Origin of the sequence: Colwellia sp. 20A7, assembly GCF_009832865.1 — a bacterium.
GTDB lineage: Bacteria > Pseudomonadota > Gammaproteobacteria > Enterobacterales > Alteromonadaceae > Colwellia.
In genome coordinates, this window is the sequence record NZ_CP047130.1 from 4,297,752 (window position 1) to 4,321,893 (window position 24,142).

At 36.3% G+C, this 24,142-nt stretch carries 24 protein-coding genes; 9 read left to right on the top strand and 15 right to left on the bottom strand.

Annotation, left to right across the window (positions count from 1 at the left end; genetic code table 11):
* Positions 1 to 395 precede the first annotated feature (395 nt).
* Entirely contained in the window at positions 396 to 2,957 is a 2,562-nt protein-coding gene (gene ppc / locus GQS55_RS18540; RefSeq protein WP_159821998.1) for a phosphoenolpyruvate carboxylase, read from the top strand.
* Between the two features lie 120 nt (positions 2,958 to 3,077).
* On the opposite strand, the gene GQS55_RS18545 is transcribed toward ppc, so the two are convergent.
* Both GQS55_RS18545 and GQS55_RS18550 read right to left on the bottom strand, forming a co-directional pair.
* Entirely contained in the window at positions 3,078 to 3,608 is a 531-nt protein-coding gene (locus GQS55_RS18545) for a DUF6436 domain-containing protein (protein ID WP_159822000.1), read from the bottom strand.
* Positions 3,609 to 3,628: 20 nt separating this feature from the next.
* Positions 3,629 to 5,095, bottom strand: coding sequence for a methyl-accepting chemotaxis protein (locus GQS55_RS18550; RefSeq protein WP_159822002.1), 1,467 nt, complete (start codon positions 5,093 to 5,095; stop codon positions 3,629 to 3,631).
* A gap of 404 nt (positions 5,096 to 5,499) precedes the next feature.
* Here GQS55_RS18550 and rph point away from each other — a divergent pair, with 404 nt between their 5' ends.
* Both rph and pyrE read left to right on the top strand, forming a co-directional pair.
* Positions 5,500 to 6,213, top strand: a complete 714-nt coding sequence (gene rph, locus GQS55_RS18555) for a ribonuclease PH (protein ID WP_159822004.1) — start codon at positions 5,500 to 5,502, stop codon at positions 6,211 to 6,213.
* Between the two features lie 58 nt (positions 6,214 to 6,271).
* On the top strand, positions 6,272 to 6,949 hold the full coding sequence (gene pyrE, locus GQS55_RS18560; RefSeq protein ID WP_159822006.1) for an orotate phosphoribosyltransferase: 678 nt from the start codon (positions 6,272 to 6,274) through the stop codon (positions 6,947 to 6,949).
* Between the two features lie 116 nt (positions 6,950 to 7,065).
* Here the strand turns inward: pyrE and GQS55_RS18565 are convergent, their stop codons facing one another.
* From GQS55_RS18565 to bioH, 3 genes are all read right to left on the bottom strand, one after another.
* Positions 7,066 to 7,968, bottom strand: a complete 903-nt coding sequence (locus GQS55_RS18565; protein WP_159822008.1) for a putative metalloprotease CJM1_0395 family protein — start codon at positions 7,966 to 7,968, stop codon at positions 7,066 to 7,068.
* Between the two features lie 65 nt (positions 7,969 to 8,033).
* The gene (locus GQS55_RS18570; RefSeq protein WP_159822010.1) at positions 8,034 to 8,339 is read right to left on the bottom strand and encodes a hypothetical protein; all 306 of its coding nucleotides are present in this window, start codon (positions 8,337 to 8,339) and stop codon (positions 8,034 to 8,036) included.
* A 77-nt stretch (positions 8,340 to 8,416) separates the two neighbouring features.
* Positions 8,417 to 9,283, bottom strand: coding sequence for a pimeloyl-ACP methyl ester esterase BioH (bioH, locus tag GQS55_RS18575; RefSeq protein WP_159822012.1), 867 nt, complete (start codon positions 9,281 to 9,283; stop codon positions 8,417 to 8,419).
* 56 nt (positions 9,284 to 9,339) lie between these two features.
* Between bioH and GQS55_RS18580 the strand changes: the two genes are divergently transcribed.
* Positions 9,340 to 10,083: a ComF family protein gene (locus tag GQS55_RS18580; RefSeq protein ID WP_236559697.1), complete on the top strand. Its 744-nt coding sequence runs from the start codon at positions 9,340 to 9,342 to the stop codon at positions 10,081 to 10,083.
* A gap of 7 nt (positions 10,084 to 10,090) precedes the next feature.
* Here GQS55_RS18580 and GQS55_RS18585 read toward each other — a convergent pair whose 3' ends face one another.
* A complete protein-coding gene (locus GQS55_RS18585; protein ID WP_159822016.1) occupies positions 10,091 to 12,661 on the bottom strand; it encodes a M14 family zinc carboxypeptidase in 2,571 nt (856 codons plus the stop codon).
* Positions 12,662 to 12,869: 208 nt separating this feature from the next.
* Here GQS55_RS18585 and nfuA point away from each other — a divergent pair, with 208 nt between their 5' ends.
* The 4 genes from nfuA (at position 12,870) to GQS55_RS18605 (ending at position 15,177) form a co-directional block, all read left to right on the top strand.
* On the top strand, positions 12,870 to 13,448 hold the full coding sequence (gene nfuA / locus GQS55_RS18590; protein ID WP_159822018.1) for a Fe-S biogenesis protein NfuA: 579 nt from the start codon (positions 12,870 to 12,872) through the stop codon (positions 13,446 to 13,448).
* An 8-nt stretch (positions 13,449 to 13,456) separates the two neighbouring features.
* Positions 13,457 to 13,708, top strand: a complete 252-nt coding sequence (locus tag GQS55_RS18595) for a hypothetical protein (protein WP_159822020.1) — start codon at positions 13,457 to 13,459, stop codon at positions 13,706 to 13,708.
* Positions 13,708 to 14,058: a VanZ family protein gene (locus GQS55_RS18600; protein ID WP_236559698.1), complete on the top strand. Its 351-nt coding sequence runs from the start codon at positions 13,708 to 13,710 to the stop codon at positions 14,056 to 14,058. The genes GQS55_RS18595 and GQS55_RS18600 overlap by 1 nt, the downstream gene beginning before the upstream one ends.
* A gap of 69 nt (positions 14,059 to 14,127) precedes the next feature.
* A complete protein-coding gene (locus GQS55_RS18605) occupies positions 14,128 to 15,177 on the top strand; it encodes a polysaccharide deacetylase family protein (RefSeq protein ID WP_159822022.1) in 1,050 nt (349 codons plus the stop codon).
* Here the strand turns inward: GQS55_RS18605 and GQS55_RS18610 are convergent.
* The 5 genes from GQS55_RS18610 to GQS55_RS18630 are packed head-to-tail and all read right to left on the bottom strand — an operon-like array spanning position 15,174 to position 19,146.
* On the bottom strand, positions 15,174 to 15,794 hold the full coding sequence (locus GQS55_RS18610) for an SCO family protein (RefSeq protein ID WP_159822024.1): 621 nt from the start codon (positions 15,792 to 15,794) through the stop codon (positions 15,174 to 15,176). The two genes, GQS55_RS18605 and GQS55_RS18610, sit on opposite strands and share 4 nt — an antisense overlap.
* Positions 15,795 to 15,806: 12 nt before the next feature.
* Positions 15,807 to 16,721 (bottom strand): heme o synthase, encoded by a 915-nt coding sequence (gene cyoE / locus GQS55_RS18615; RefSeq protein WP_159822026.1) that lies wholly within the window; start codon positions 16,719 to 16,721, stop codon positions 15,807 to 15,809.
* Positions 16,722 to 16,735: 14 nt separating this feature from the next.
* Positions 16,736 to 17,758 (bottom strand): COX15/CtaA family protein, encoded by a 1,023-nt coding sequence (locus GQS55_RS18620; protein WP_159822028.1) that lies wholly within the window; start codon positions 17,756 to 17,758, stop codon positions 16,736 to 16,738.
* A gap of 1 nt (position 17,759) precedes the next feature.
* On the bottom strand, positions 17,760 to 18,353 hold the full coding sequence (locus GQS55_RS18625; protein WP_159822030.1) for a hypothetical protein: 594 nt from the start codon (positions 18,351 to 18,353) through the stop codon (positions 17,760 to 17,762).
* A 1-nt stretch (position 18,354) separates the two neighbouring features.
* Positions 18,355 to 19,146, bottom strand: coding sequence for an SURF1 family protein (locus GQS55_RS18630; protein WP_159822032.1), 792 nt, complete (start codon positions 19,144 to 19,146; stop codon positions 18,355 to 18,357).
* Between the two features lie 47 nt (positions 19,147 to 19,193).
* Here GQS55_RS18630 and GQS55_RS18635 point away from each other — a divergent pair, with 47 nt between their 5' ends.
* Positions 19,194 to 19,406: a DUF2909 domain-containing protein gene (locus GQS55_RS18635; protein ID WP_159822034.1), complete on the top strand. Its 213-nt coding sequence runs from the start codon at positions 19,194 to 19,196 to the stop codon at positions 19,404 to 19,406.
* Positions 19,407 to 19,539: 133 nt separating this feature from the next.
* Here the strand turns inward: GQS55_RS18635 and GQS55_RS18640 are convergent, their stop codons facing one another.
* The 4 genes from GQS55_RS18640 to coxB are packed head-to-tail and all read right to left on the bottom strand — an operon-like array spanning position 19,540 to position 23,787.
* Positions 19,540 to 20,424 carry a cytochrome c oxidase subunit 3 gene (locus GQS55_RS18640; RefSeq protein WP_159822036.1) on the bottom strand — a complete coding sequence of 295 codons (885 nt, stop codon included), beginning with the start codon at positions 20,422 to 20,424 and terminating at the stop codon, positions 19,540 to 19,542.
* 46 nt (positions 20,425 to 20,470) lie between these two features.
* On the bottom strand, positions 20,471 to 21,028 hold the full coding sequence (locus tag GQS55_RS18645; protein WP_159822038.1) for a cytochrome c oxidase assembly protein: 558 nt from the start codon (positions 21,026 to 21,028) through the stop codon (positions 20,471 to 20,473).
* A 2-nt stretch (positions 21,029 to 21,030) separates the two neighbouring features.
* Complete coding sequence (gene ctaD / locus GQS55_RS18650; RefSeq protein ID WP_159822040.1) at positions 21,031 to 22,620, bottom strand: cytochrome c oxidase subunit I; 1,590 nt, start codon at positions 22,618 to 22,620, stop codon at positions 21,031 to 21,033.
* 3 nt (positions 22,621 to 22,623) lie between these two features.
* The gene (gene coxB, locus GQS55_RS18655) at positions 22,624 to 23,787 is read right to left on the bottom strand and encodes a cytochrome c oxidase subunit II (protein ID WP_236559699.1); all 1,164 of its coding nucleotides are present in this window, start codon (positions 23,785 to 23,787) and stop codon (positions 22,624 to 22,626) included.
* Between the last annotated feature and the right edge of the window lie 355 nt (positions 23,788 to 24,142).

Below are 24,142 nucleotides of genomic sequence, written 5' to 3' on the forward strand. Positions count from 1 at the left end.
GTTATTTATTTAATAATTAGAACAACTAGTTATTGAAATAAATGCCTTGTATTAGGCAATTTTTTCTACGTATAAAATTGTTCACCTAATTAATGAAACTGGTATAAGCTAAAGCCAACTAAAACAACTTTGATTTCAATAAATTACGACACTACAGCAAGTGATTGTAATATCGCTTGTTTTCAGAAGATATAATGTTGCATTCTGCATAATGTAACCTTATATCTATATTTATTATAAAAATTATATATATGTTATCTTTGTTATAACTTTAATTTTGATGATAATGATAATATCAATTAGTGTTTATTACTTAACCTCGACTCTATTTTGTAATTTTCCAAGTCAAATAGAGGTTACTTCTTTAGCCGTAAACTAATCATTAAGAGGACTCTATGCTAGAACCTATACAACAAAATGTACGCGACTTAGGTACCCTATTAGGTAAAACTATTGCTGTAGATCAAGGTCAGCAATGGCTACAAAGAATAGAAACTGTGCGTTTAGAAGGCAGAGAAATAGCTGCTGGCGATGTTGCTGCTATCGCTGCATTACAAGAGAAATTTGCTAATAGTGGTGAGAAAGAGCTGCTTATTTATGCTAGAGCTTTCAGTCAATTTTTAAATTTATTAAATGTAGCCGAACAGCAATACACTACAAGTGAAGAAGGTTTGAGTGAATTAGATCTTGCTCATCCACTTGAAGACCTTGAAAATCATATTACTAAAGTTAGCCCTGATGTAATCACAGCGGCACTGAAAAAATTAAAAATTGAGCTAGTACTAACGGCACATCCTACAGAAATTAACCGTAGAACCTTTATTCACAAATACAATCAAATCGGCCAAGCGTTAAATACGCCCGATAATGCATTATCTCCTCGCATTGAAGAGTTAATTGAACAAGCTTGGCACACTGATGAAATTAGACAACAACGCCCAAGTCCACTCGATGAATCCCGCTGGGGCTTAAATAATATTTCAGACAATTTTTGGTATGCTATTCCTCATTTTATGAGAGAGCTAGATGATTTTTCTTATAAAGTCACTGGCCAGCGTTTACCTGAAGAATATACACCGATCACTATGGCTAGTTGGATGGCAGGTGATCGTGACGGCAACCCTTTCGTTACCGCAAATTTAAGTAAAGAAGCCTTAATTAATGCTAGGTTAATGGCATGTACGTTATATTTACGCGATTTTGAAGCGCTCTATTTAGAGCTTTCCATGTCAAAAGCAACGACAGAATTAACGCAAGCAGATACCAATTCACGTGGTCCTTACCGACAACAAATAGTACCTGTAATTCAACTGTTAAAAACCTCTATTGAACAGTTGAAAGAGGGCTATACAGAAAGCGTATTATCAAACTCTGATCAATTACGCCAGCCATTACAAGCATGTCGTAATAGCTTACTAGCAGTAGGGCTAACCAATGTCGCCAATTCGTTAATACTTGATTTAATTCGTAAGGTAAATAGCTTTGGTATTTCGTTAGTTAAACTCGATATTAGACAACATAGTGAACGGCACGACAGTGCATTAGCTGAGGTAACAGAATTATTAAACCTTGGCAGTTACACCGACTGGGACGAAACCAAACGACGTGAGTTTTTACTCGCCGAACTTAAAAATCCACGCCCTTTATTACCAAAACATAATTGGACCGCAGACACACAAGAGGTATTTGATACTTATGCATTAATTGCCGAACAACCTGCAGAACTTTTTGGTATTTATATTATTTCAATGGCGAGTCAAGCTAGTGATGTTTTAGCGGTTAAATTATTACTTAAATCCTTAGGTGTACAATGGAATATGCCAATAGCGCCATTATTCGAAACACTTGATGATTTAGATAACGCACCACAAGTCATGGCAGAGCTATTAAGTATTGAAAGCTATCATAATACTTGTGATGGGCAACATAACGTAATGATTGGTTATAGTGATTCATCTAAAGATGCAGGCGTGCTTGCTGCAACTTGGGGTCAATATAAATGCCAAGAAAAACTCGTTGAGGTGTTTTTTGAGAAAAACATCGAGCTAAAATTATTTCATGGTCGCGGTGGTACAATTGGTCGTGGTGGTGGTCCAGCTCATGCAGCAATCGCATCACAACCTCCAGGTACATTAGATGGTGGATTACGTGTAACCGAGCAAGGCGAAACTATCAGACATAAATTTGGTACGCCAAACTTAGCTAACCGTAGTTTACATTTATACGCGTCAGCCATTTTAGAATGTTTAATTAATCCACCGCCAGTGCCAACACAAGCATGGCGAGATATTATGGAGACAATGTCTGAGACAAGCTGCCAAGCTTATCGTAAATATGTACAAGGTAATGACGACTTTGTTAAGTACTTCCGTCAAGCGACACCAGAGCAGGAGCTGTCGTCTTTACCGTTAGGGTCACGTCCAAGTAAACGTAAGTCAGATGGCGGAATTGAATCGTTGCGTGCTATCCCTTGGATTTTTGCTTGGAGTCAAAACCGCTTAGTTATTCCTAGCTGGCTTGGTTTAGGAACTGCGATTAAAGAGGCTTATCAAGACAACGAAGCTCTCATTAAAGAAATGTTACAACAATGGCCTTACTTCAACTCTCGTATTTCATTAACTGAAATGGTCTACTTTAAATCAGACAGTAAAATGTCTGCCTTATACGACAATTCTTTGGTCGATAATTCACTTAAATCTATGGGTGATGAATTACGTGAGCAACTTGTACAAGACAAGCGAACCGTCTTGGCTATATTGGGACAAAATGAAGCCTTAGAAAATGACCCTTGGAACAAGAACTCTTTTGAGCTTCGTCGTCCTTACTTAGCACCTTTGCACCTTTTACAAATTGAAGCCCTTAAGCGCTTAAGAGCACAACCTGAAAATACAGAAAACGAAAAAGTATTAATGGTGAGCATGGCGGGTATTGCTACAGGAATGCGTAATACAGGTTAAATTAAAATAGTTGCTTATTGGTAACCTATATTTTATCAAAAAGGGCATAGTGTTCACTATGCCCTTCTTTCAAAAAATTATAGATAATAATTAAGCTTAGCTTAATTAAGTTAAGTTAAGTTAAAGATTACAATAACAGCCCTTGGCATTATTCATAATTAAATTAGCATTAAAGCCTTTAACATAATTTTTTAGCACTATATCAACAATAGAGCTCCCTGCTGAGCATTCAAGACCTTTAGCATAAGGGCCTAAATAAATTAACTCTCCATACTCATCTAAAACTAATACTGCTGGCGTTGATGGAATAATATGACGTTGTTTATCTGAAAGTTCTATATTTCTTATTTCAAAACCATTCTCTATAGAATACTGATTAGTCGCTTTTTTATGATCTTCGCTATAAACAGCACAAGCGCAATCTTGACTGGTGAAATGTATGATAGTTTTCTTAGACAGCTTATTCTCTAATACTAAATCTGATTTTATTTTATTAACAATGCCCGCCGAATCTCCATTTAATCTGTTTTCTGGATCAAACAAGCTTAAGCTGTCATAGAGGAAATATTTGGCAGCAATCACAACAAAAATCAACCAAACAATAAAGACGATATATTGATATCGTCCCACATTATTATTTACTTGGCTCATTAAATTAGTAATTTATACAATTAAGAAAAGCGTTTCACACTATCATTCAGCACAAGAGCTGAGTGATTAATATGGTCTGATTCTTCTTTAAGTTGTTCTATACCTTTTACATCATCTAACGCAAGGTTTTTCATGTTCTCTGTATTCTGAGAAATACCATTAATCACGGAAGATTGTTCTTCAACTGAGGTAGCAACTAATGTGGCAATATCAGTTGAATTAGTAACCAAGGCAACAGCACTCAATATTTTTTCACTCGTCATTTCTGAGATTTTAATTATTGAATTTACCGCTTCAATACATTGGTGCATAGATTCTGTCGATGATTTAGAAGAGCGATTAAGTTTTATCAATGTATCGGTGATTTTATCGGTACTTTCCTTGGTTCGGTTAGCTAAAGCTCTAACTTCACCTGCAACTACAGCAAAACCTCTACCTTGCTCTCCTGCCCTAGCAGCTTCAATTGCTGCATTTAATGCCAATAAATTTGTTTGATCGGCAATACCAGTAATTTCATTCAATACAGTGGTAATCATTAAACTGGATTCTGCTAACGCTTCTATTTCGGTATTCGTTCGATTAAGTGATGAAGCAAGCTCATGATTATGTTGATTTATATTATTAATATTGCTGTTTGTTTCTTGCGTTAAGTCATTGACTTGATTCATTTGATCACTCAACTCTGCCGTTTCATTGGCAATTGAATTTATAGTGCCGACAATTTCGTCAATAGAAGAGGCTATCATGTCCGTTTCTTGCTTACGCGAAGCAGCAGATAGTGTTAATTCTGCTTGAGTTTTCAGTAAATTATTTGAATGGTCAACTAATTCACCGGTTTGATTTTTAACTTCAGTAATCACATTTTCGAGACGTGATAAAAGTTTATTAAAACTGCCTAATACTTTATTGCTTTTATCATTCGATCTAACGGATAAATCAATCGAGTCTTCGTGCGCGGTTAATTGTTCGGTTACTGTTGATAACTCTGTTCCAACAAAACTATCATCATATAAAGCTTTAGCAATAAACGCTGCAATAACAGCTTCGACTATCGCATAAACGGCATGAATAATAACGGTAGAAAACATCATCCTGTCTTGGTCAAAGATATATATAGGCATATTATTGCTTTGCATAAAATAAAATGAAAAATGATGAACAGCAATGACAATAATGGCTGAAATAAACACCCGCCAATCTCTAAAGATTACCAATATAGCCATTAAAATGAATATTTCGAAATGGACTTCGATCAAGCCGTTCAGTTGATGAATATGTAAAGCGGCATAGATCATCGCACCAATTGCTGCAGTATGTTTGGTTAATGTGGCTTCTGGCGCTGTTTTTATCAGCCACAAAACAATTAAAGTAGTAGGTAAACCTATAACAAGTGCTGCTAAGAAAGTATTGTAGACAAACGCTATCGCGAGTGATTCTAAAAAAAGAATTGAAAATAATGCTGTAAAAAGTTTACTTGTATTAGTCATAAATAATTACCTACTACCTACTCAAAAAATAAAAAATAAAAAATAAAAAATCATTTAATATAGTCAACTGTATAAATCCATATAAAACAAAGACCCAAATAGAACCTAATTAAAAATTTACGTTACTTTCAGTATAGAGTGTTTCTATAAAATGGAGAATACCTTCTTTTAAATAAAAAATTCTATTCTTGCCAATAAAATAAAAATACTTTATTCGGTTGTCGTAAATAACCCTTCGATTGCTATTAAAATTCAAGCCAATATATTTTCTTCGCTAATTAACTATGCCACTGCAAATAGCTTCAATAAGCAGGCCAAGTTTTCATTAACTATATTTCAAATTCGCCCTTGCTGCATTATAATAGCGACCTTAATAAATAGAATTTACACTTTAGGAATACAACATGCGCCCAAGCGGTAGAACATTAGGACAAATTCGTCCAGTAACTATAACTCGTCAATTCACTAGTCATGCAGAAGGTTCAGTATTAATTGAATTTGGCGATACCAAGGTTATTTGTACTGCCTCGGTTGAAGAAGGGGTACCGCGTTTTTTAAAGGGTAAAGGAAAAGGTTGGATTACCGCTGAATATGGTATGTTACCTCGCTCTACTCACACACGTATGCGCCGCGAAGCATCTACAGGTAAACAAAGTGGTCGCACGTTAGAGATTTCTCGCCTAATTGCCCGTGCTTTACGTGCTGCTGTAGATTTAAAAGCTTTAGGCGAAAATACAATTTCTGTTGACTGTGATGTTATTCAGGCCGACGGTGGCACTCGAACAGCTTCTATTACAGGTGCTTGTGTAGCACTTGTTGATGCGCTTAACTATATGCGCGCCAAAGATATTATTAAAACTAATCCACTTAAACATATGATTGCCGCTGTATCTGTTGGTATTTATAAAGGTGAGCCAGTATCTGATTTAGATTATGCTGAGGATTCAAATGCTGAAACCGATATGAATGTTGTTATGACTGACACAGGTAAGTTAATTGAAGTTCAAGGTACAGCTGAAGAAGAACCTTTTAGCTTTGAAGAAATGCAAGCGATGTTAAGTCTTGCTAAAAACAGTATTAATGAGTTATTTGAATTACAAAAAGCAGCTTTAATTTAAGGCGCTTGGTTAATTTAAATCACTGAATTCAAGCCACATGTCAGTAGGAAAGAATAAAATGAAAGATTATCAACGTGACTTTATTGAGTTTGCTTTAGAAAAACAAGTATTACGTTTTGGCGAATTTACTTTAAAGTCTGGCCGCACCAGCCCGTATTTTTTTAACGCAGGTTTATTTAAAACCGGTGGTGATTTAGCTCGTTTAGGACGTTTTTATGCTGCAGCATTAGTCGATGCTAAAATTGATTTTGATCTAGTATTTGGTCCCGCATATAAAGGTATTCCTATTGCTACAACAACGACTGTTGCATTGTTTGATCACCATAACGTAGATGTTCCTTATTGCTTTAACCGTAAAGAAGCAAAAACGCATGGCGAAGGTGGTTCATTAGTAGGTGCTGAGCTAAAGGGTAAAATAATGTTAGTTGATGATGTTATTACTGCAGGTACTGCTATTCGTGAATCTATGGAAATTATTAAAAGCCATAATGCTGAACTGTCGGGTGTATTAATTGCGCTTGATCGCCAAGAAAAAGGACAAGGTGAATTATCTGCTATTCAAGAAGTTGAACGTGACTTTGGCACGCAGGTTATTTCAATTGTAACGTTGGCCGATGTAGTAACCTTCCTTGAAGAAAAGTTGGCAACTAACTCGGAACATGCTCAAAACACTAAGTCTGAGCTAACAGCTAGCTTGGCTAGTATTACTCAATATCGCCAAGCTTACGGTATTTGATTTTTTAGCCATTTAGTAAAAAAAAAAGCCTACACATCTGTAGGCTTTTTATATTTTAATGAGCGGGGTTCTTAACGACTTACCAACAATAGCTACATACAGAGTTAACGGTGTAATTACGCTGTAAGTTCAAAGTTGTATGTTGGAGCCTTTTCATAGGCTTTTGTTATATTGGAATAAAAGCTTTCTATTCTTAATGAACGCTGAGTAATAACGTCAGATTGACTATTTGACGATGAAGTTTCTATTACCGCAGTGTTATCACTTTCTTTAGTATTACTTGTTGTTTTCGCTGCGTCTTCTTCATTGGCTAACTTTACCAATAATTCTGATTGTGCTGTAAGTATTTGCTGCGTGGCAGCGCTTGCTACACTTCTATCTTGTGCTGAAGGACTCGCAGGGGCTAAAGCCGCTGAGTACACTTTTTGCATTTTAGTAATCGTTGCCCGAGGATCACCACTCACCGGCGCTACATCAACCGAGACTTCTCCCGATACCGCATACTTTTTACCATCAGGTCCTTGTTCGTAAGAATAGCTTGGTGAACCTGCAATAGAACCACCTACAGCAGCATGTGCAGCTTCATGCGTTCGAACTTCTTGATCTCTTGCCTTTAGCTCACTAATAACTCTTTCTTGTTCTAAGACTTGTTCGGGGGTTTGATCTTCATTACCATCAACCGAGTCTCCAACGTCTGATTTGGACGCATCTTGCGATTCAGTAGTTTGCTCGTTTGCTTGTTCTTGTTCTGTATGGCCCTGATCATTTTGCCCGGTAATACTTGAATTTGCTAACTCTGCTTGTTCTGTAATACTAGCAAAATCAATATCAGCATTATTTTGAGCGGGTGTTCTACCACGCTCTTTATCAGATGCGACCCCTTTCTCTGCTGATGACTGACTGGTCGCAGCTGGTTGGGTGATAACTTCACGTTGGTTATTTTCACGGCGCAAGCTTTCTGTGTGCGGATTAAGCACAGTTGGTATAGATAAATTTGGTACTTGCGGGGTAATGTTCATAATTAAATTATTCGAGACAGTTAATAATTTACAAGCAACTCAACGTTTAGTGAATATTTGTTAAGTTACGCGGTTACGTCAAGTAATGTTCCTAAGCTTTCATCTGCAGTTTTTATCACTTCAGTTGCAGACTTAGCTTGATATTCGGCAACTTTCAATTCAACTATTGATTGATTTAATTCAGGTACTTTATTCGCATTATTAAATGACTCACTACTGAATGTAGCAGTATTTTGACCATTCACTTCACTGATAGAAGAATCATGGGCTGCAGTGGTTTCAGCAACAATATCTACCGCTGCTTGATTTGCCATCTCAGTGGCTTTTTGAAAGCCTTGTAAACCAGAATTAAATGCTGATTGAATTTCCATTAAATCTACCTCTCTAGATCTTATAATAACCTTATTTACACTGACTAATTATTAACCAAAACACTAAAAAAGTAAAGTTAATTTGGTTTAACAAAATTAACTTCTAGCCGATTAATAAGCCAGTGAGTAAGTACTACTGTAAAATCATCAAGATGTGAAATAAATGGAGCATGAGAAGCCTGTTTAAAACGATGAAAGTCACTGGCAGGCGCCAGTTGTGCAACTTTATCAATGACAGCCTTAGGAACAAGACTATCCGCGTCACCATATAAACGAAGAAATGGTTGCGTTATGCTGCTTAGTTGCTGTCTATAATCACTACTTTCTAACAATATTAATGACTGCTCAAGTGTTGTTTTATTTGCCATATCATATTGAAAAACTAACTCACTAATTTTATTAATATCTTGGCGAATATGTGGACTTCCCATAGCTTGAATTTTTAAAAAGTTAGTAATAGTTTTCTGGATATCCACTTGTAATTGATGATGAAAACTATCAAGAACCTTTGCCTTAATACCTGGCCATATCAATTGTTTTTCTTCTTTTTCTTGACCTTTTTCTTCCAAAAAATAGGGAGAACTGGCAATCGTCACTAAACCGATTACTTTTTCCGGATAGTTTATTGCCATTTCAGTGGCAATTAATCCGCCTAAAGACCAACCTAAGTAAACGGCGGACTCTGTAACGGTATTGGCAATATACTGACAAATATTATCTATCGAATAAGGATTTATTTTTTTGTTAACATTATTACCAAAACCGGGCAAATCAATGGTTATTATATTAAAATCATTAAAAAAGCTATCAGGCAAACTATCTATAAAGGGTTGCCATACTGCTGAATTTAATCCCCAACCATGAAGGAGCACCAAAGAAATTTTTTTATGGCAAATTGAAGGTTGTGTCTTAGGAAAAATGGAAATATTGAGAGTTTCTGCCATGCTTATCCTTAGTAGAATTAATGAATGCGCTTTATTTTACAAAATGGAAACTAGCAATGGAATGGAAAAAAAGAGCACAAACACTCTATCAATATCTTTTATCCAAACTTGGTCAATGCGATTTATGTGGTAATTGCTTGCACGACTCAAGTCTCACCCAACAAACATTACTATGTTCATCGTGTCTTGCTGATTTACCACTTTTTGATCAAGCGATTATTCAAGGTGATTTACTTAATTGGCCAGCAATAAATAAAGGATTACCAAAAATAAATTTTGACCATTTAATTTGTCTTTCACCTTATTTACCTCCTTTCACTCATTGGTTACCCCAACTAAAATATCAAGGACGATTTGAACTTGCCACGCTATTAGCAAACTTACTTGCACAGCAATGGGAAAAACAAAAATTAACAGAGTTAATAGCACCTGTAGATCTCATTCTAAGCGTTCCTTTGCATATTAATAAGTGGCAGGTTCGTGGTTACAATCAAGCTCATTTACTTGCAAAACCTTTGGCCCAATCTTTACAATTACCTTACGATGAATTTGCCTTAATTCGCACTCAGAACAATACTAGCCAAGTTGGAAAAACCGGTAAAGAAAGGCGCAAGACTTTAGCCAATGCTTTTACATTAGCTAAAGAATTACCAGGTAATACCAAACATATTATTATAGTTGATGACGTGCTTACTACTGGCAGTACGGCCAATGAAATCAGCAAAATATTAAAACGCGTTGGTGTTAATGAAGTAACTATTGTAGCGGTTTGCTTGACCTTACCTAATACAAATAATTAATCCATGCTTACCTTGTTGGTGTATTAAACGCTTTAGCAAAAAATAAGCTATTCGCCAATAATTTTGCGCTGCCCAACCAATAACCACGAAAGGCTAATACATCAGCCGTAGCAATAACACGACCTTGCCCATAATTATGCGCAACAAGCGCTGAGTTATCCGCGATAAGATTAACTAAGTTATCATCTGTATAACCGCTTAGCAGTGGAGATTTATTATATTTTGCGACCGTAAGAAAAGGTTGCTGTCTTGAATTCATAATTAAAGTGCTATTTCTAAATAAGGGTAACTTCTTATCAGTATAGCCAAAAGCAAGAGGATGCGATGTATCAAGCTCTGTAGCAAAAATAGCACCAGCTATACGTTTTTTCGCACTAAGTTGTTCTTTGTCTTGATAAGTTAGTCCTTGGCTATTAAATAATTGATCAATCTCTTGTTTCCCTACAAAGTTAACAGATAATATATTTTGTTTAGCTAGCCATTGTGCGCCACTTTTTTGAGCAAAAACGACCCCCCCTTGTTTTAGCCATTTTTTCAATTGGCTAACATGACTATCTGAAAGAACTTTATAATCACCATTAACTAAAATTAAATGACTATAATTTGATAAATCAACCGTTGTTAAACGAGAATGCTCAATAATACTGACTGGAATTTGTAATGTTTCATCAAGGTAATAGCGAATTTCGCCTGCTTCGTATTGAGAGATACCGTTACCGCCTAACAATAGTACTTTCGGCTGTTCTAAAGTTTTAAATGAATTACTCCCAAAATCTATGCCTTGGCTAGTTAAACCGCTATTAATCGTTACTAACTCTATATTAGTTTCATTTGCTAGCTCAGCTAAGCTTTCACGCCAATTCGACGTTTGTTGAATCCCAGCAGGAATAATAATAGTACCACGTGAAAAAACTCTTTTTTTACCGTCAACTTGGCTGACAAATTCACTTGTTGCTACTTTAGTTTTTATCTTTTTATTTTGTAATTTATTTAATAACTTAGGTGCTAAAAAATGATGCCACTCAAATGCATACGCATAATCTGTATCATTAGTAGATGACTTGCTTACATGGAGAATATCATTTGAAGACCAAGGTTCTTTTTTCAGTGCTAAACCTCTAGTTTTATCGAGTGATTGAAAATCAATATTCATTGCTAGCGGCATAGTCCAGCCGGAAACATCATAAAAAGTATTATCTGGAAAATCAGTTTCTTGGGTAAATAAAGCTTGAATAACTCGATATTGGCTTTGTGCTATTGGTACATAATAACTTGTTTCTTTAGCATAATTTTTTTCTTTGTAATTAAAGTCTTCTGCTAGTTGATACACGTTAATTTGATGCTGTGTTAAATTACCTAGTAGAACATTTAAACGATAAGCATCTTGCGATTCGCTAAGTAAATAACCAGTAAACTTTTCTTTTTTAGCTTTTTTAATCGCTTGTTGATAAAAGTCTTGTCTATAGTCTTTAAGCACTTGACGGTTTTCCCATGCACCTTCAATAGTTGAAAGCGATGTTAAAACGTGATTTTGAATACCATACTCAAACGTTAACAACCCATTAATAGTATCTTGCTGCATACCTCGAGAGCTAGCTTGCTCAAATAAAATACCAATACCGGCATTAATATCAGGATAAGTTGAACCTTTCCCATAATAAAAATCATCAAAACTTTCTTCGCTGTAATATAAGCGTTGAGCCGAATCTAATGCTTTTGCATGAAATTTTGCGAGTGTTTGAGTTAGCGTCACGTTTTCTGTAGGTGTTAGAGGATGTGTTCTGCTTGCGATACCTGGTTGAAAAAAGTAACTGCTGTTAGCGCCCATTTCATGATAATCACCTAACACATGAGGTTGATATTGATGAAAATACTTCAGTCTGTGTTGACTTTCTTGTTGCGTTAACAACAACCAATCTCGGTTAAGATCAAACCAAAAATGATTAGTTCGGCCACTAACCCAACCTTGGTGATGTTCAATAGTTTCAGGATCACTATTACCTGCGGAGCTTCTATAAGTAGCCGCCCAATTAGCAAATCTATCCATTCCATCTGGGTTAATGCTCGGCTCTAATACAATGATCGTATTAGCTAGCATAGTTTCAATACTTTTTTCTTCACTAGCCGCTAAATAATAAGCCACGACCATAGCTGCATTGGCACCACTAATTTCATCGCCATGGACACTATATCCTAACCATATGACCAATGGTTCATTGTCATTATTTGATACTTGGGTTTGGTAAGGTACACGCCTTTTTTCCAGAAGTTCATCTAAATTAGCTAAATTTTCAGGGCTTGAAATAGTAACTAAAAATTGCTCACGTTGCTGTGGAGTTCTACCGATAGAAGTCATTTTTATACGCGTAGAATCTTGCGCTAGCGTATTAAAGTATTGCTTTAATTGATCATGTCTTATGTGACGTTCACCTATTTCGAAACCTAACGTTGTACTTGGTAAAGGGGTACTTGAATTAAATGTAGCTTGCTTTGGTAAATATTCTTGTACTGGTTGAGCGAAAGAAACCCACGAAGGGATAACTAAAATAAACAAGGTAAAAATACGATATAATGACATAATAACTTCCAATTTGATGAACCTAGCTAAAATAGCAAATAAAAGCATAAAAATCATTAGCGCATAGCAATATTGCAAAGTAAAATACCTATACTTGAGTAAAACGCTCAAGTATACTCAAGCTATTGAGTCCTCATTAGCATCAAATATGAGATGGCTTGATTATATTTCCTGTTTCAAACTGAAGAGCACAAGCGAGTTACGTATTATGATCACTATATCCCCTACCGCCCAAGAGCATTTTATTAAGCTATTATCCCAACAAGCAGAGGGGACACATATTCGTGTCTTTGTTGTTAATCCGGGAACCGCTAAGGCAGAATGCGGTGTATCATATTGCCCTGCTGATGCTGTAGAACCTGACGACATAAAACTGCCATTTGAGGGGTTTTCTGCCATGGTTGATGCTGACAGTAAAAGCTTTTTAGAAGAGGCTGAAATTGATTTTGTTACTGATCAAATGGGTTCTCAATTAACCCTTAAAGCACCTAATGCAAAATTACGTAAAGTTGCTGACGACGCACCTTTATTTGAACGTGTTCATTACTTTTTACAAGCTGAAGTTAATCCGCAATTAGCTGGACATGGTGGCGAATGTACTTTAGTTGAAATTACTGATGACGGCTATGCCGTATTACAATTTGGCGGTGGCTGTAATGGTTGTAGTCAAATAGATGTAACTGTAAAAGATGGTATTGAAGCTCAACTAATCGAAATGATGGGTGACGAAATTAAAGGCGTAAAAGATGCCACAGATCATGAACGTGGTGAACACTCTTACTATTAAATTAGTTTATGAATAATTTAATAGCTAAATTAGGTCAAAACCCAGCACGTAGTCTATCTATTTTTTTACGTGGACTTGGCCTTTTTAGCGTAGGTTTGTTATTTATTGCTATCGGTTATTATTACCACCACTTATGGCAGGTTGTCGGTCTTATCATTATCGCTTTGGGCTGTATAATAACTGCCTGGGGGTATTTAGGTATTTTTGCTAATCGATGGTTTAATATTCTAAATAAACGTAAAAATAAAGAATTTTATTAATGCTCCACCTTATTCAGAAATACTGGTGTCATATTACAATAACGCTAGTTATAGCTATTACCACATTGTCACTTTGGCCAGCATCTTACTTACCTAGCGTACCAGGTACTGATAAAGCACATCATTTTATTGCTTATGCTGCATTAGCTTTACCCGCAGCGTTAAGACACCCTAAATATTCTTTATATTTTGTTCTTAGCTTTATTACATTTAGCGGTGTAATTGAATTAATTCAGCCTTACGTTAACCGCTATGCTGAGTGGTTAGATTTATTAGCTAATACTATAGGGCTTACGTTTGGTTGGTTGTTAGCAAAAATAATACTATTTTTTACGCAAAAAAATGCTTAAGTAGTCTATTACTAGTCATTTCGGTAAAAAAACGGTATTTTAGGTTATCAGTGCGACAAGAGACACCTCATGAAACTTAATTTTATCACCTTATTGTTATTACTTTTTCACTCAACTAGCTTTGGTGCTGTTATTTTACAATACCATCATGTTAGTGAAACCACCCCTAAAAGTACCAGTATTACTCCCGCTCAGTTTAAGGTGCACTTAAAATACCTGCAAGAGCATAGTTTCAATGTTATTCCTTTATCGCAAATGATAGAGAAGATTAAAAGCCAACAACCGTTAAAAGATAAAACAGTAACCATTACATTTGATGATGCTTACCTTGATATCTTAACGAAAGCTAAACCATTACTTGATAAATTTAATTACCCTTACACTATTTTTGTTAACCCAAGTGTTATTACCCAAAGTTCATCTTCTTATCTCTCATGGGACCAACTTAAAGCCTTAGGTGATGAAGGAGTTATTATTGCCAATCACGGTTTTACTCACGATTCCATGACCAGAGTTCCAGATGAGGTTACACAAACTCAATGGCTAGCTGAACAAACTAAACTACTGTTAAAAGCTGAGGCAATAATTGAAGATAAAACAGGCCAAAGTTGGCGGTATTATGCATACCCTTATGGTGAGTATAGTCCCGCTGTACAAAATTGGGCTAAAGAGAATGATTTTGTTGCCTTTTCACAACAATCTGGTGCTGTTGGTTTAGATACAGATTTAACCAGTATACCGCGCTTTCCTGCTTCAATGCCTTACGATGAAATATCAGCGTTAAGAGATAAACTTAATTCGTTGCCCTTTACTATTAAATTAGAAGGCAAAGAGGCTGAAACTATCTTTGAGCACAAACAAATTTCACAAGTCACTTTTACCATTGAGACTGATGATTTTTATAAATCTGGCTTAAACTGTTATATTTCTGGTTTAGGTAAACAAAAAGTAGAATGGCAAGGTGATAATAGCTTTACCATCAACTTTAACGGAGACTTGCCCGTGGGCCGCGTACGCTGTAATTGTACCGCCGCGAGTATAAATAACCCAGGGCAATACTATTGGTACTCGAAACCATGGTTTATTTTACAAAAAGGCGGAGCCTGGTACGGACTTTAATAAAGTGCGACTATTTTTTGATAGTCGCTAAGTAATTTCTCACTATCAATGGCCGGTACTTTGCCAACTTCTTGCTCAGGCTTAAATATAGAAGTGATGTTTCCGTCAGGGTTGATAAGCACTATTGAAGCGCTATGATCGACCAAATAGCCTTCCCCTTCATCGCTAATAGCGTACATTAAACCTAGATTACGTGCGAAAGGAAATAGAGCACTATGCTCTCCCCTTAGTGCAATGAATTCATTGTTAAAATAAGGTATATATTGGTTTAATTTTTCTTGAGTATCTCTATTCGGATCAACAGTTACTAACAATACTTGGCTGTTGTTTGCTATCGCTTTTAAATCATCATAAATGAAACCTAAATTCTGTAATGTAGTAGGACAAATATCGGGACAAGACGTATAGCCTAAAAATACTAATGACCACTTATCTTTTAATTGAGCTTTAGTAAATAACTGACCAGTGTGATCCGTTAACTCAAACGGCTTAATTTCTCTAGGCTGTTGATAATATAAAGCATGTTCGGGTTGCTCTACATTATTGATTTGTTTAAACGCCAAGACTCCAATAACGGCCGCAATAAAGCCGCCAATATAGATTATATAATTTTTCATACTTTAATTTCTCTAGCCTACTGGCAATAAATAATGATCAAGTAATAGAATAATAAAGAGTAGCATCAAGTGGATGATCGAGAACTTGAATGTATCCATAGCCGTATTTTCATCAGCATTAAATTTAAGCTTCCACGCATAAGCAAAGAAGATACCATTAAGTACTACAGCACCAATTAAGTATAACCAATTACTCATGCCAACTAAATAAGGTAACAAACCAACAATAAACAACAGCACGGTATAAAGTAAAATTTGGGTTTTAGTAAAACTAACACCATGCGTCACAGGTAACATTGGTATATTCACTTTCGCATATTCATCTTTACGATGAATGGCCAGTGCCCAAAAGTGCGGTGGTGTCCAAGTAAAAACTAATAAAACCAATAATAGTGCATGTGGATGAATCTCATTTGTCATAGCTGTCCAACCTAGTAACGGCGGGATGGCACCAGCGAGACCACCAATAGTAATGTTTTGTGGAGTTGCACGCTTCAAATATAGAGTATAAACAAAACTATAACCCACCAACCCTGATAATGTTAAATAAGCAGTTAATGGGTTAACTAACCCGTAGAGTAAAACAAACCCCAATAAGGCTATGCTAAAGGCAAACACGATTGCATTGTTAGTGGTAATTCGCCCTTCAGGTAAGGGTCGGTTATGCGTTCTTCCCATGATAGCATCAATTTTTTCATCAACAATGTGATTAATGGCAGCCGCTGCAGATGACAATAGCGCGATCCCTAACATGGCTGGTAACAATAGTTGCCAAGGTAAACCTCCAGGTACAGATAAACTCATGCCAACTAAAGCAGTCAATACTAACAAAGCGACTACTTTTGGCTTAGTAATATCATAATAAGCTCGCCACCTAGGAATCGTTATCGTAGGAATTTTTGTATCATTGAGCACTTCATCAGACATTATATCTCCTTACCTTATACTTTTCGGTATAAGCGATAAGTTAAATTAATAAGCGTTAACATTAAGCAGGCTGCTACAACATTATGCGCAACAGCAATACCAAGCGGTAATGAGAACACAATATTAGAAATTCCAAGTAAAATTTGGCTAGTTAAAGCGACACCTACCAGTAATGTTGACACTTTAAGGACATTAGTTTTAGACCTAAGGTAAATCATTACCATCAGCCAAGTTAAATACACCGTAGTAATAATAGCCCCAAAGCGATGCGTCACATGTATAGTGACACGTTCATTATGAGGTAGGTGACCAAACTCATAACTTTCCCTTGCAGGAGGTACTAAGTCAAAAGAGTCTTCAAAAGTCAGTTGTTCTTGCCAACCAGGCTGACAAATCGGTAATTCGACACAACTTAACGCAGCATAATGAGATGACGTCCAACCTCCTAACCCTATTTGCCCAACTAAAACAACAATACCAAGTAAAGCGAAACCACTATATTTCTTTACTGATACCTCACTGACACTTATTTGAGTTTTGCGTAAACGTAAATACAATAAAAATAGTAAACACAAGGTAGTAAAACCACCAAGCAAGTGAGCCATAACCACAATTGGCATTAGCATCATGGTTACTGTCCACATTCCTAGTGCCGCTTGAAAAATAACAACCGCTAAAATAAGTAAAGGCAGGCGAAAAGGTGTTTTGTGATGACGGTTTTTAAACGACAAAAAAGCGATAGCTAGAATCAATAAGCCTAATGCTCCTGCAAAATACCGGTGAATCATTTCATTCCATGCTTTGTGAGGCTCAACCGGGCGTTCAGGAAACGCTAATTCAGCTTTCGCAATTTGTTCTGCCGTTTTAGGTACATCAAGTTGACCATAACAAGTCGGCCAGTCTGGGCAGCCTAATCCTGCATGCGTTAATCTTGTATAAGCACCTAAAGCAATAACAACAAACGCTAGCAAAATACTTAGAAAAACTAACTTTCTAAGTAGATTGTTGTGTTGGTTATCCAATGCTATATTCTTCATACTAACCAACCTTTGAATATTTAAGAATCTTTTTCATATCCGCTAAAATCTGTTTACCAAAATGCGGTAATTGTTCAGCTTCGTTAGGTATTTCATGGCTCATAAAAACATTACCAAGGGGGTCAACCAACCATACTTTTGACTCAGTAATAAACGCTTGTGCTTTACTTGGTGTTGCCACTAGCTGCCATTTACTTTGTGAAAGATGTTGAAGTTGATCATTTGACAGCACGGTCTGATATAAAGCAACGGGAGTTACTCTAGGCATATATTTACCTAATGCCACATAGGTATTATGAACAGACTCTAAGGTATGTTGACAGTTTTCCTCGCAGTTTTGAGGAAGGTTATAAAGAATTAGCCACTGATGTTCAAACGCTGAGTTATCGATTCCTAATTTATCGAGCGTTAACTCATCAGTTAACAAAGTCCCTTTATTAGTTACACTTTTTGCCAACCACTCACCATCTAAAGCAAGCTTAGCCAATATAACGGGCAAAACAAAAACAACAATCATTAATAAAAAACTTCGACGATTACTTTTTTTGATGGTTGCCTCTTGAGCAACTGACACTTCATCCTGCACTGAGTTCATACTACTTCGCCTTACTATTATTGTTATTATTACCCTTACTTACATTAAACTTAGCCCATAACATCAAAAGAAACCAAGCTATCGCCAAACTAAACCACTGAAAAGCATAAGCACGATGTTTTTCTGGTGGCATTACTATAGGCTGCCAGTTCTTTTCAAAGCCTATTTGCTCATCTTTATCTAAATAAACAACAAAAGGTAATAGCTCACGATTGATTAAAGATGAAAACTTATCCAATTCAATTTGTTGTACCCTTAGGGGCCAACTTGCGTTAGAAAATGATTGCTCTTGTAATTGAATACCAACTTCTATTAAACGAATATGCCCTTTAAATTTATATTGCCCACTCAAGGCTGATACATTCGGTATTTCTTGCCTATTTATTGATCCTTGTACCCAACCAAGACTTACCAATACTGCGTGTTTACTTGTTTCTGCTACTTGGTATACCCGATACCCTAAACGCCCTTTACTCACTTGGTTATCTAATAAGAATACTTGTCCTTCATCAAAGCTTCCTTCGATGTATACGGGGAAATCGTTGATTTTATTTAAAGAACTTCCATTATTTGAGAGGGTTAAAACCTGACTTAGTGAGATTGGTTTTTGAGCGCTTAGATTTTCAATCTGTGCTAATCGCTGTTCTTTTTCTAATGCCCTACTAATTTGCCAAAAGCCAAGCTTTACTAATGTTGAAAAAACAAGCAAAGTAAACACTAGCCAAAGTAAATTATGCTTACTAAAATAATTTGATCGCTTTTGATCAAGACTTAAAGGTGTACTACTTGGCATCAAAAATAAAATCCTTACAACAAGTTAATACTTAGGATATTGAGTGTATGTTATTTAAAATTATTATTATCACACTTATGCTATTCATGGTTTACAACCTATTTCGTGCTTTATTTATTATGAATAAAAAGCCTGATCCAAACCAACCTTCTATGACTAAATACATTGGCCGGAGATTAATGGTCTCCGTAGCCATAGTGGTTTTGATACTAATAGGGTTACTCACCGGTCTAATTACACCAAACCCAAGACCTTATTAAAGTTTATGTTTTTATATTTTTTGATAGGTAAATACTAAGATAAATCCGTTAGAACAAAGCGAAGGCACGAAGTTGACGCCAGTCAATGAGTACCTTCAATGCAGTTATTACCGATTTAGCAAAGTATTTAACATCACAAAATGTAGACGAAGAGAAAAAGTAGTACCCACACTACGTCAACAAAATGCCAGTACCAACTTGTTGCCTGAAATGCAAAATGATTTTCAGGTGTAAAATGTCCTTTTAACACTCTAAAGAACATAACAATTAACATAATGCAGCCTAGCGTTACATGTAAACCATGAAACCCAGTTAACATGTAAAAGGTATTACCGTAGATCCCACTTGTTAAATACAGTTGCATTTCTTCAGAATAACCATGGGAATACTCTAAAACTTGCAGACTAATAAAGGTCAAACCTAAAATAATAGTAAATCCTAACCAAGCTTTTAGTTGTGATCGCTTATTTTTTTCTAACGCAACATGGGCAAAATGCGCGGTAATGGAAGAAGTTAATAATAAGATAGTATTAATTAATGGTAATCCATACCATCCCATAGCAGTAGTTTCAGTGCCTCCAGGTGTTTTAATTAGTGGCCAACTAGCAGTAAACTCTGGCCATAAAACAGCCGCTGTTTCCGCATTATTTCCAGCACCATCTAGCCAAGGTATAGAAAAAATACGTGCGTACAATAATGCTCCAAAAAAGGCGGCGAAGAACATAACTTCAGAAAAAATAAACCAACTCATTCCTTGCCGAAATGAATTATCCATTTGGCGACTGTACTTTCCAGCCATCGATTCATTAATAACATTACTAAACCAACCAACTACCATATAAATTACTAAAGCAATTCCCGCTAGTAGTAAATAACCGCCATAACCACTAACTTCATTTTTAATATCAGTAACATAATTAGCAGCACCGACAGCAATCATAAATAATGCAACTGCACCTACAATTGGCCAATGGCTTTGTGATGGTACGTAATAACTTTCATATTCTTTGGTTGTCATTTTTATTACCTCTTTACTCATAATATTTATAAGCGTGATAAATAGTTTATGAGTCTTTTTTTTCAGTAATATCATACAAAGTGTATGATAATGTCAGGGTGTGAATATCCACAGGCAAATCAATATCAACATAAAACTGTAAACCCATCTCGACTTCCTCACCACTTTTTAATGGTTGCCGCTCAAAACAAAAACATTCTATTTTTTGAAAATATCCAGCGGCTAAGCCTGGCGAAACAGAAGGGACTGCTTGCCCAGTAATATCATGATTCGCTTCATTTTTAGCAAAAAAATTAACAAATTTCATCTCACCTGGGTGTACAGATATTTCATTAATCATAGGTTCGAATTGCCAAGGAATCCCTTTCGCCATTCGAGTAATAAATTGCACCTTTATTGTACGTGACGTATCAATACCATTATCAGAATAAACTACGGCTACATCATTGGTCTTACCGTTTAAGCCCGTAATATCACAAAAAACATCATACAAAGGCACAAGTGCAAACCCGAAACCAAACATAGCAAATACCATGAATACTAACTTTTTAATAACTTTACTGTTATTCGGTTTAACCGGTTTTTGCTCTGTATTTTTGCTCATAACTAATCCACCTTAGGCGGAGTACTAAAGGTATGATATGGAGCAGGGCTTGCCACGGTCCATTCTAACCCCTCTGCGCCATCCCACGGTTTTGCTGGTGCCTTATCTCCACCTCGAATACACTTAATAACAACGGCTAAGAAAATCAATTGTGATAAACCAAAAGCAAAACCACCAATGCTGACCCATTTATTAAAATCAGCAAATTGCAATGCATAATCCGGAATACGTCTAGGCATGCCAGCTAAACCTAAAAAGTGCATTGGGAAGAAGAGTAGATTGACTGAAATTAATGAACACCAGAAATGCCATTTAGAAAGGGAGTCGCTATACATGTGCCCTGTCCACTTAGGTAACCAAAAATACGCTCCAGCATAAATAGAGAATAATGAACCGGTTACAAGTACATAGTGGAAATGCGCGACAACAAAATAAGTATCGTGGTATTGAAAATCTACAGGAGTTAATGCCAACATGAGGCCAGAAAACCCACCAATAGTAAACAAGATAACAAAGGCAATTGAGAACAACATAGGTACTTCAAAAGTCATTGAACCACGCCACATTGTTGCGACCCAGTTAAATACTTTCACACCTGTAGGCACTGCAATTAGCATAGTGCAATACATAAAGAACAGCTCACCAAATAAAGGCATACCTGTAGTGAACATATGGTGCGCCCAAACAATGAATGACAACAGTGCAATTGAGCCAGTGGCATACACCATAGAGCTATAACCGAATAACTTTTTACGAGCAAAGGCAGGAATAATAGTTGAAACAATTCCAAATGCTGGCAAAATCATAATGTAAACTTCAGGGTGTCCAAAAAACCAAAAAATATGCTGGAACATGACAGGATCACCGCCCCCAGCAGCATTAAAGAAACTGGTTCCGAAATAAGTATCAGTCAATACCATAGTAACAACACCCGCTAACACCGGCATTACAGCAATGAGTAAATAAGCCATAATGAAAAATGTCCAAACAAATAATGGCATTTTCATATAGGTCATACCCGGTGCACGCATATTCATAATAGTAACAACAATATTAATTGCCCCCATTATTGAAGATATACCCATGATGTGAACAGCAAAAACAAAAAATGCCGTGCTACCATTTGAATATGTTGTCGATAAAGGCGCATAAAATGTCCAACCAAAATTGGGCGCACCGCTTTCCATGAAAAATGAACTAAGAAGAATGGCAAATGCAAAAGGAAGAATCCAAAAGCTCCAGTTATTCATCCGCGGTAATGCCATATCCGGCGCACCGATCATCATTGGTAACATCCAGTTAGCAAAACCGGTAAATGCCGGCATTATGGCACCAAAAACCATTATTAGGCCATGAACGGTAGTTAGCTGGTTAAAGAAATCTGGTTCAACTATTTGTAAACCTGGCTGAAATAACTCAGCACGGATCACCATAGCTAAAGCACCGCCAGTTAATAACATGATAAAAGAAAACCATAAATAGAGAGTCCCTATATCTTTATGGTTTGTCGTATATAACCATCGCTTAAGACCTTTCATTTTATGATCATGATGCGCATCATCAAGCGATTCATCTATTGTATGTGTTGTCATCTCTTACTCCTCGCTTGCCGCTTTAACATCTGAGCTTTGTACTAAATCGCCCGTTTCATTACCCCAAGCATTACGCTCAAATGTAGTAACCGCTGCGATTTCTTTTAAACTGAGTTGTTTACCAAACGGAGGCATCATACCTCTGCCGTTAATGACTAAAGCTAAATGCTCTCCAATAGAGCCTTGAGTAGCAACAGCACTCCCTTTAAGTGCTGGAAATGTAGGAGGTAAGCCTAAACCTGTAGGCTGATGACATGCAGCACAATGAGCTAGATAAACAGTTTCACCTAGCTGCATTAATTCTTCTTTACTCATAGACGAACTTAACGAGGCTTTTTCTGCATTTTCAGCTTGGGCAGTCAATGCCTGTTGTTCATCCAACCATTGATCATAATCTTCGCTAGATTTAACTTCGACCACAATCGGCATAAAGCCATGATCTTTACCACAAAGCTCTGCACATTGACCGCGATAAATTCCAGGCTCGTCGACATTAGTCCAGGCTTCATTAATAAAACCTGGATTAGCGTCTTGTTTAACAGCAAAGGCAGGAACCCACCAAGAATGGATAACATCATCAGAAGTAATTAAAAAACGAACTTTTTTATTTGCGGGAATAACTAGAGGTTTATCGACTTCAAGTAAGTAATCTTTTCCTTTTGGAGCACCATTACCATTAAAGCTACCGTTTTGATTTTCATATTGTTCCCGCGGGGTTGATAATACGGAGTAATATTCAATATTTTGATCAAAGTATTTATAATGCCATTTCCACTGCGAGCCTGTAACTTGAATAGTAACATCAGAATTATCATTATTTTCCATGTCAATCAAGGTACTAGTCGCAGGAACAGCCATTGCGATAAGAATAACGACCGGAATTGCCGTCCAGAGTATTTCTACTTTGGTACTTTCATGAAAATCAGCAGCTTTTGCTCCTTTTGATTTACGATGGAAGATCATCGACCAAAACATCGCCCCAAAAACAACAACCCCAATACCAGTACATATGTAGAGTGCTAGCATATGTAAATCATACACCTCCCTACTAACTGCCGTTACGCCTTTAGTCAAATTTAACTGTGAATCTGACCAAGCTGAACTGGAAAATAAGCTTAGACAAACAAGACAAATTTCCGTCCACCAACGTTGATTACTTCTATTCACTCAACCTCTCCCCTATCAATATCTATTTTGTTTTAAATAAAAGTGATGTAATTCACTCTTTAAAACAAAATATAAAAATAGAAAACAGAAAAGCAGCAATGTACATCAAAAATCATTGAACTGATGATCTGTTAATTTAGTTATTATTATTTTCTAATTAAGCACTTAATTTGAAATTTATTAAATTAACTGACGTAGAATTGCCAACTCAAATTACACAATAGTAAATATTAAGTTTAGGTATCGAATTAGCGCATTGACGTCTTTTTTTTATTCTTATTCAGTTTCTTGCTAGATACTTTGTTCGATTCATCTTCTAGAATCGCTCAAAACTTAACCTAGGTCAAATGATAAT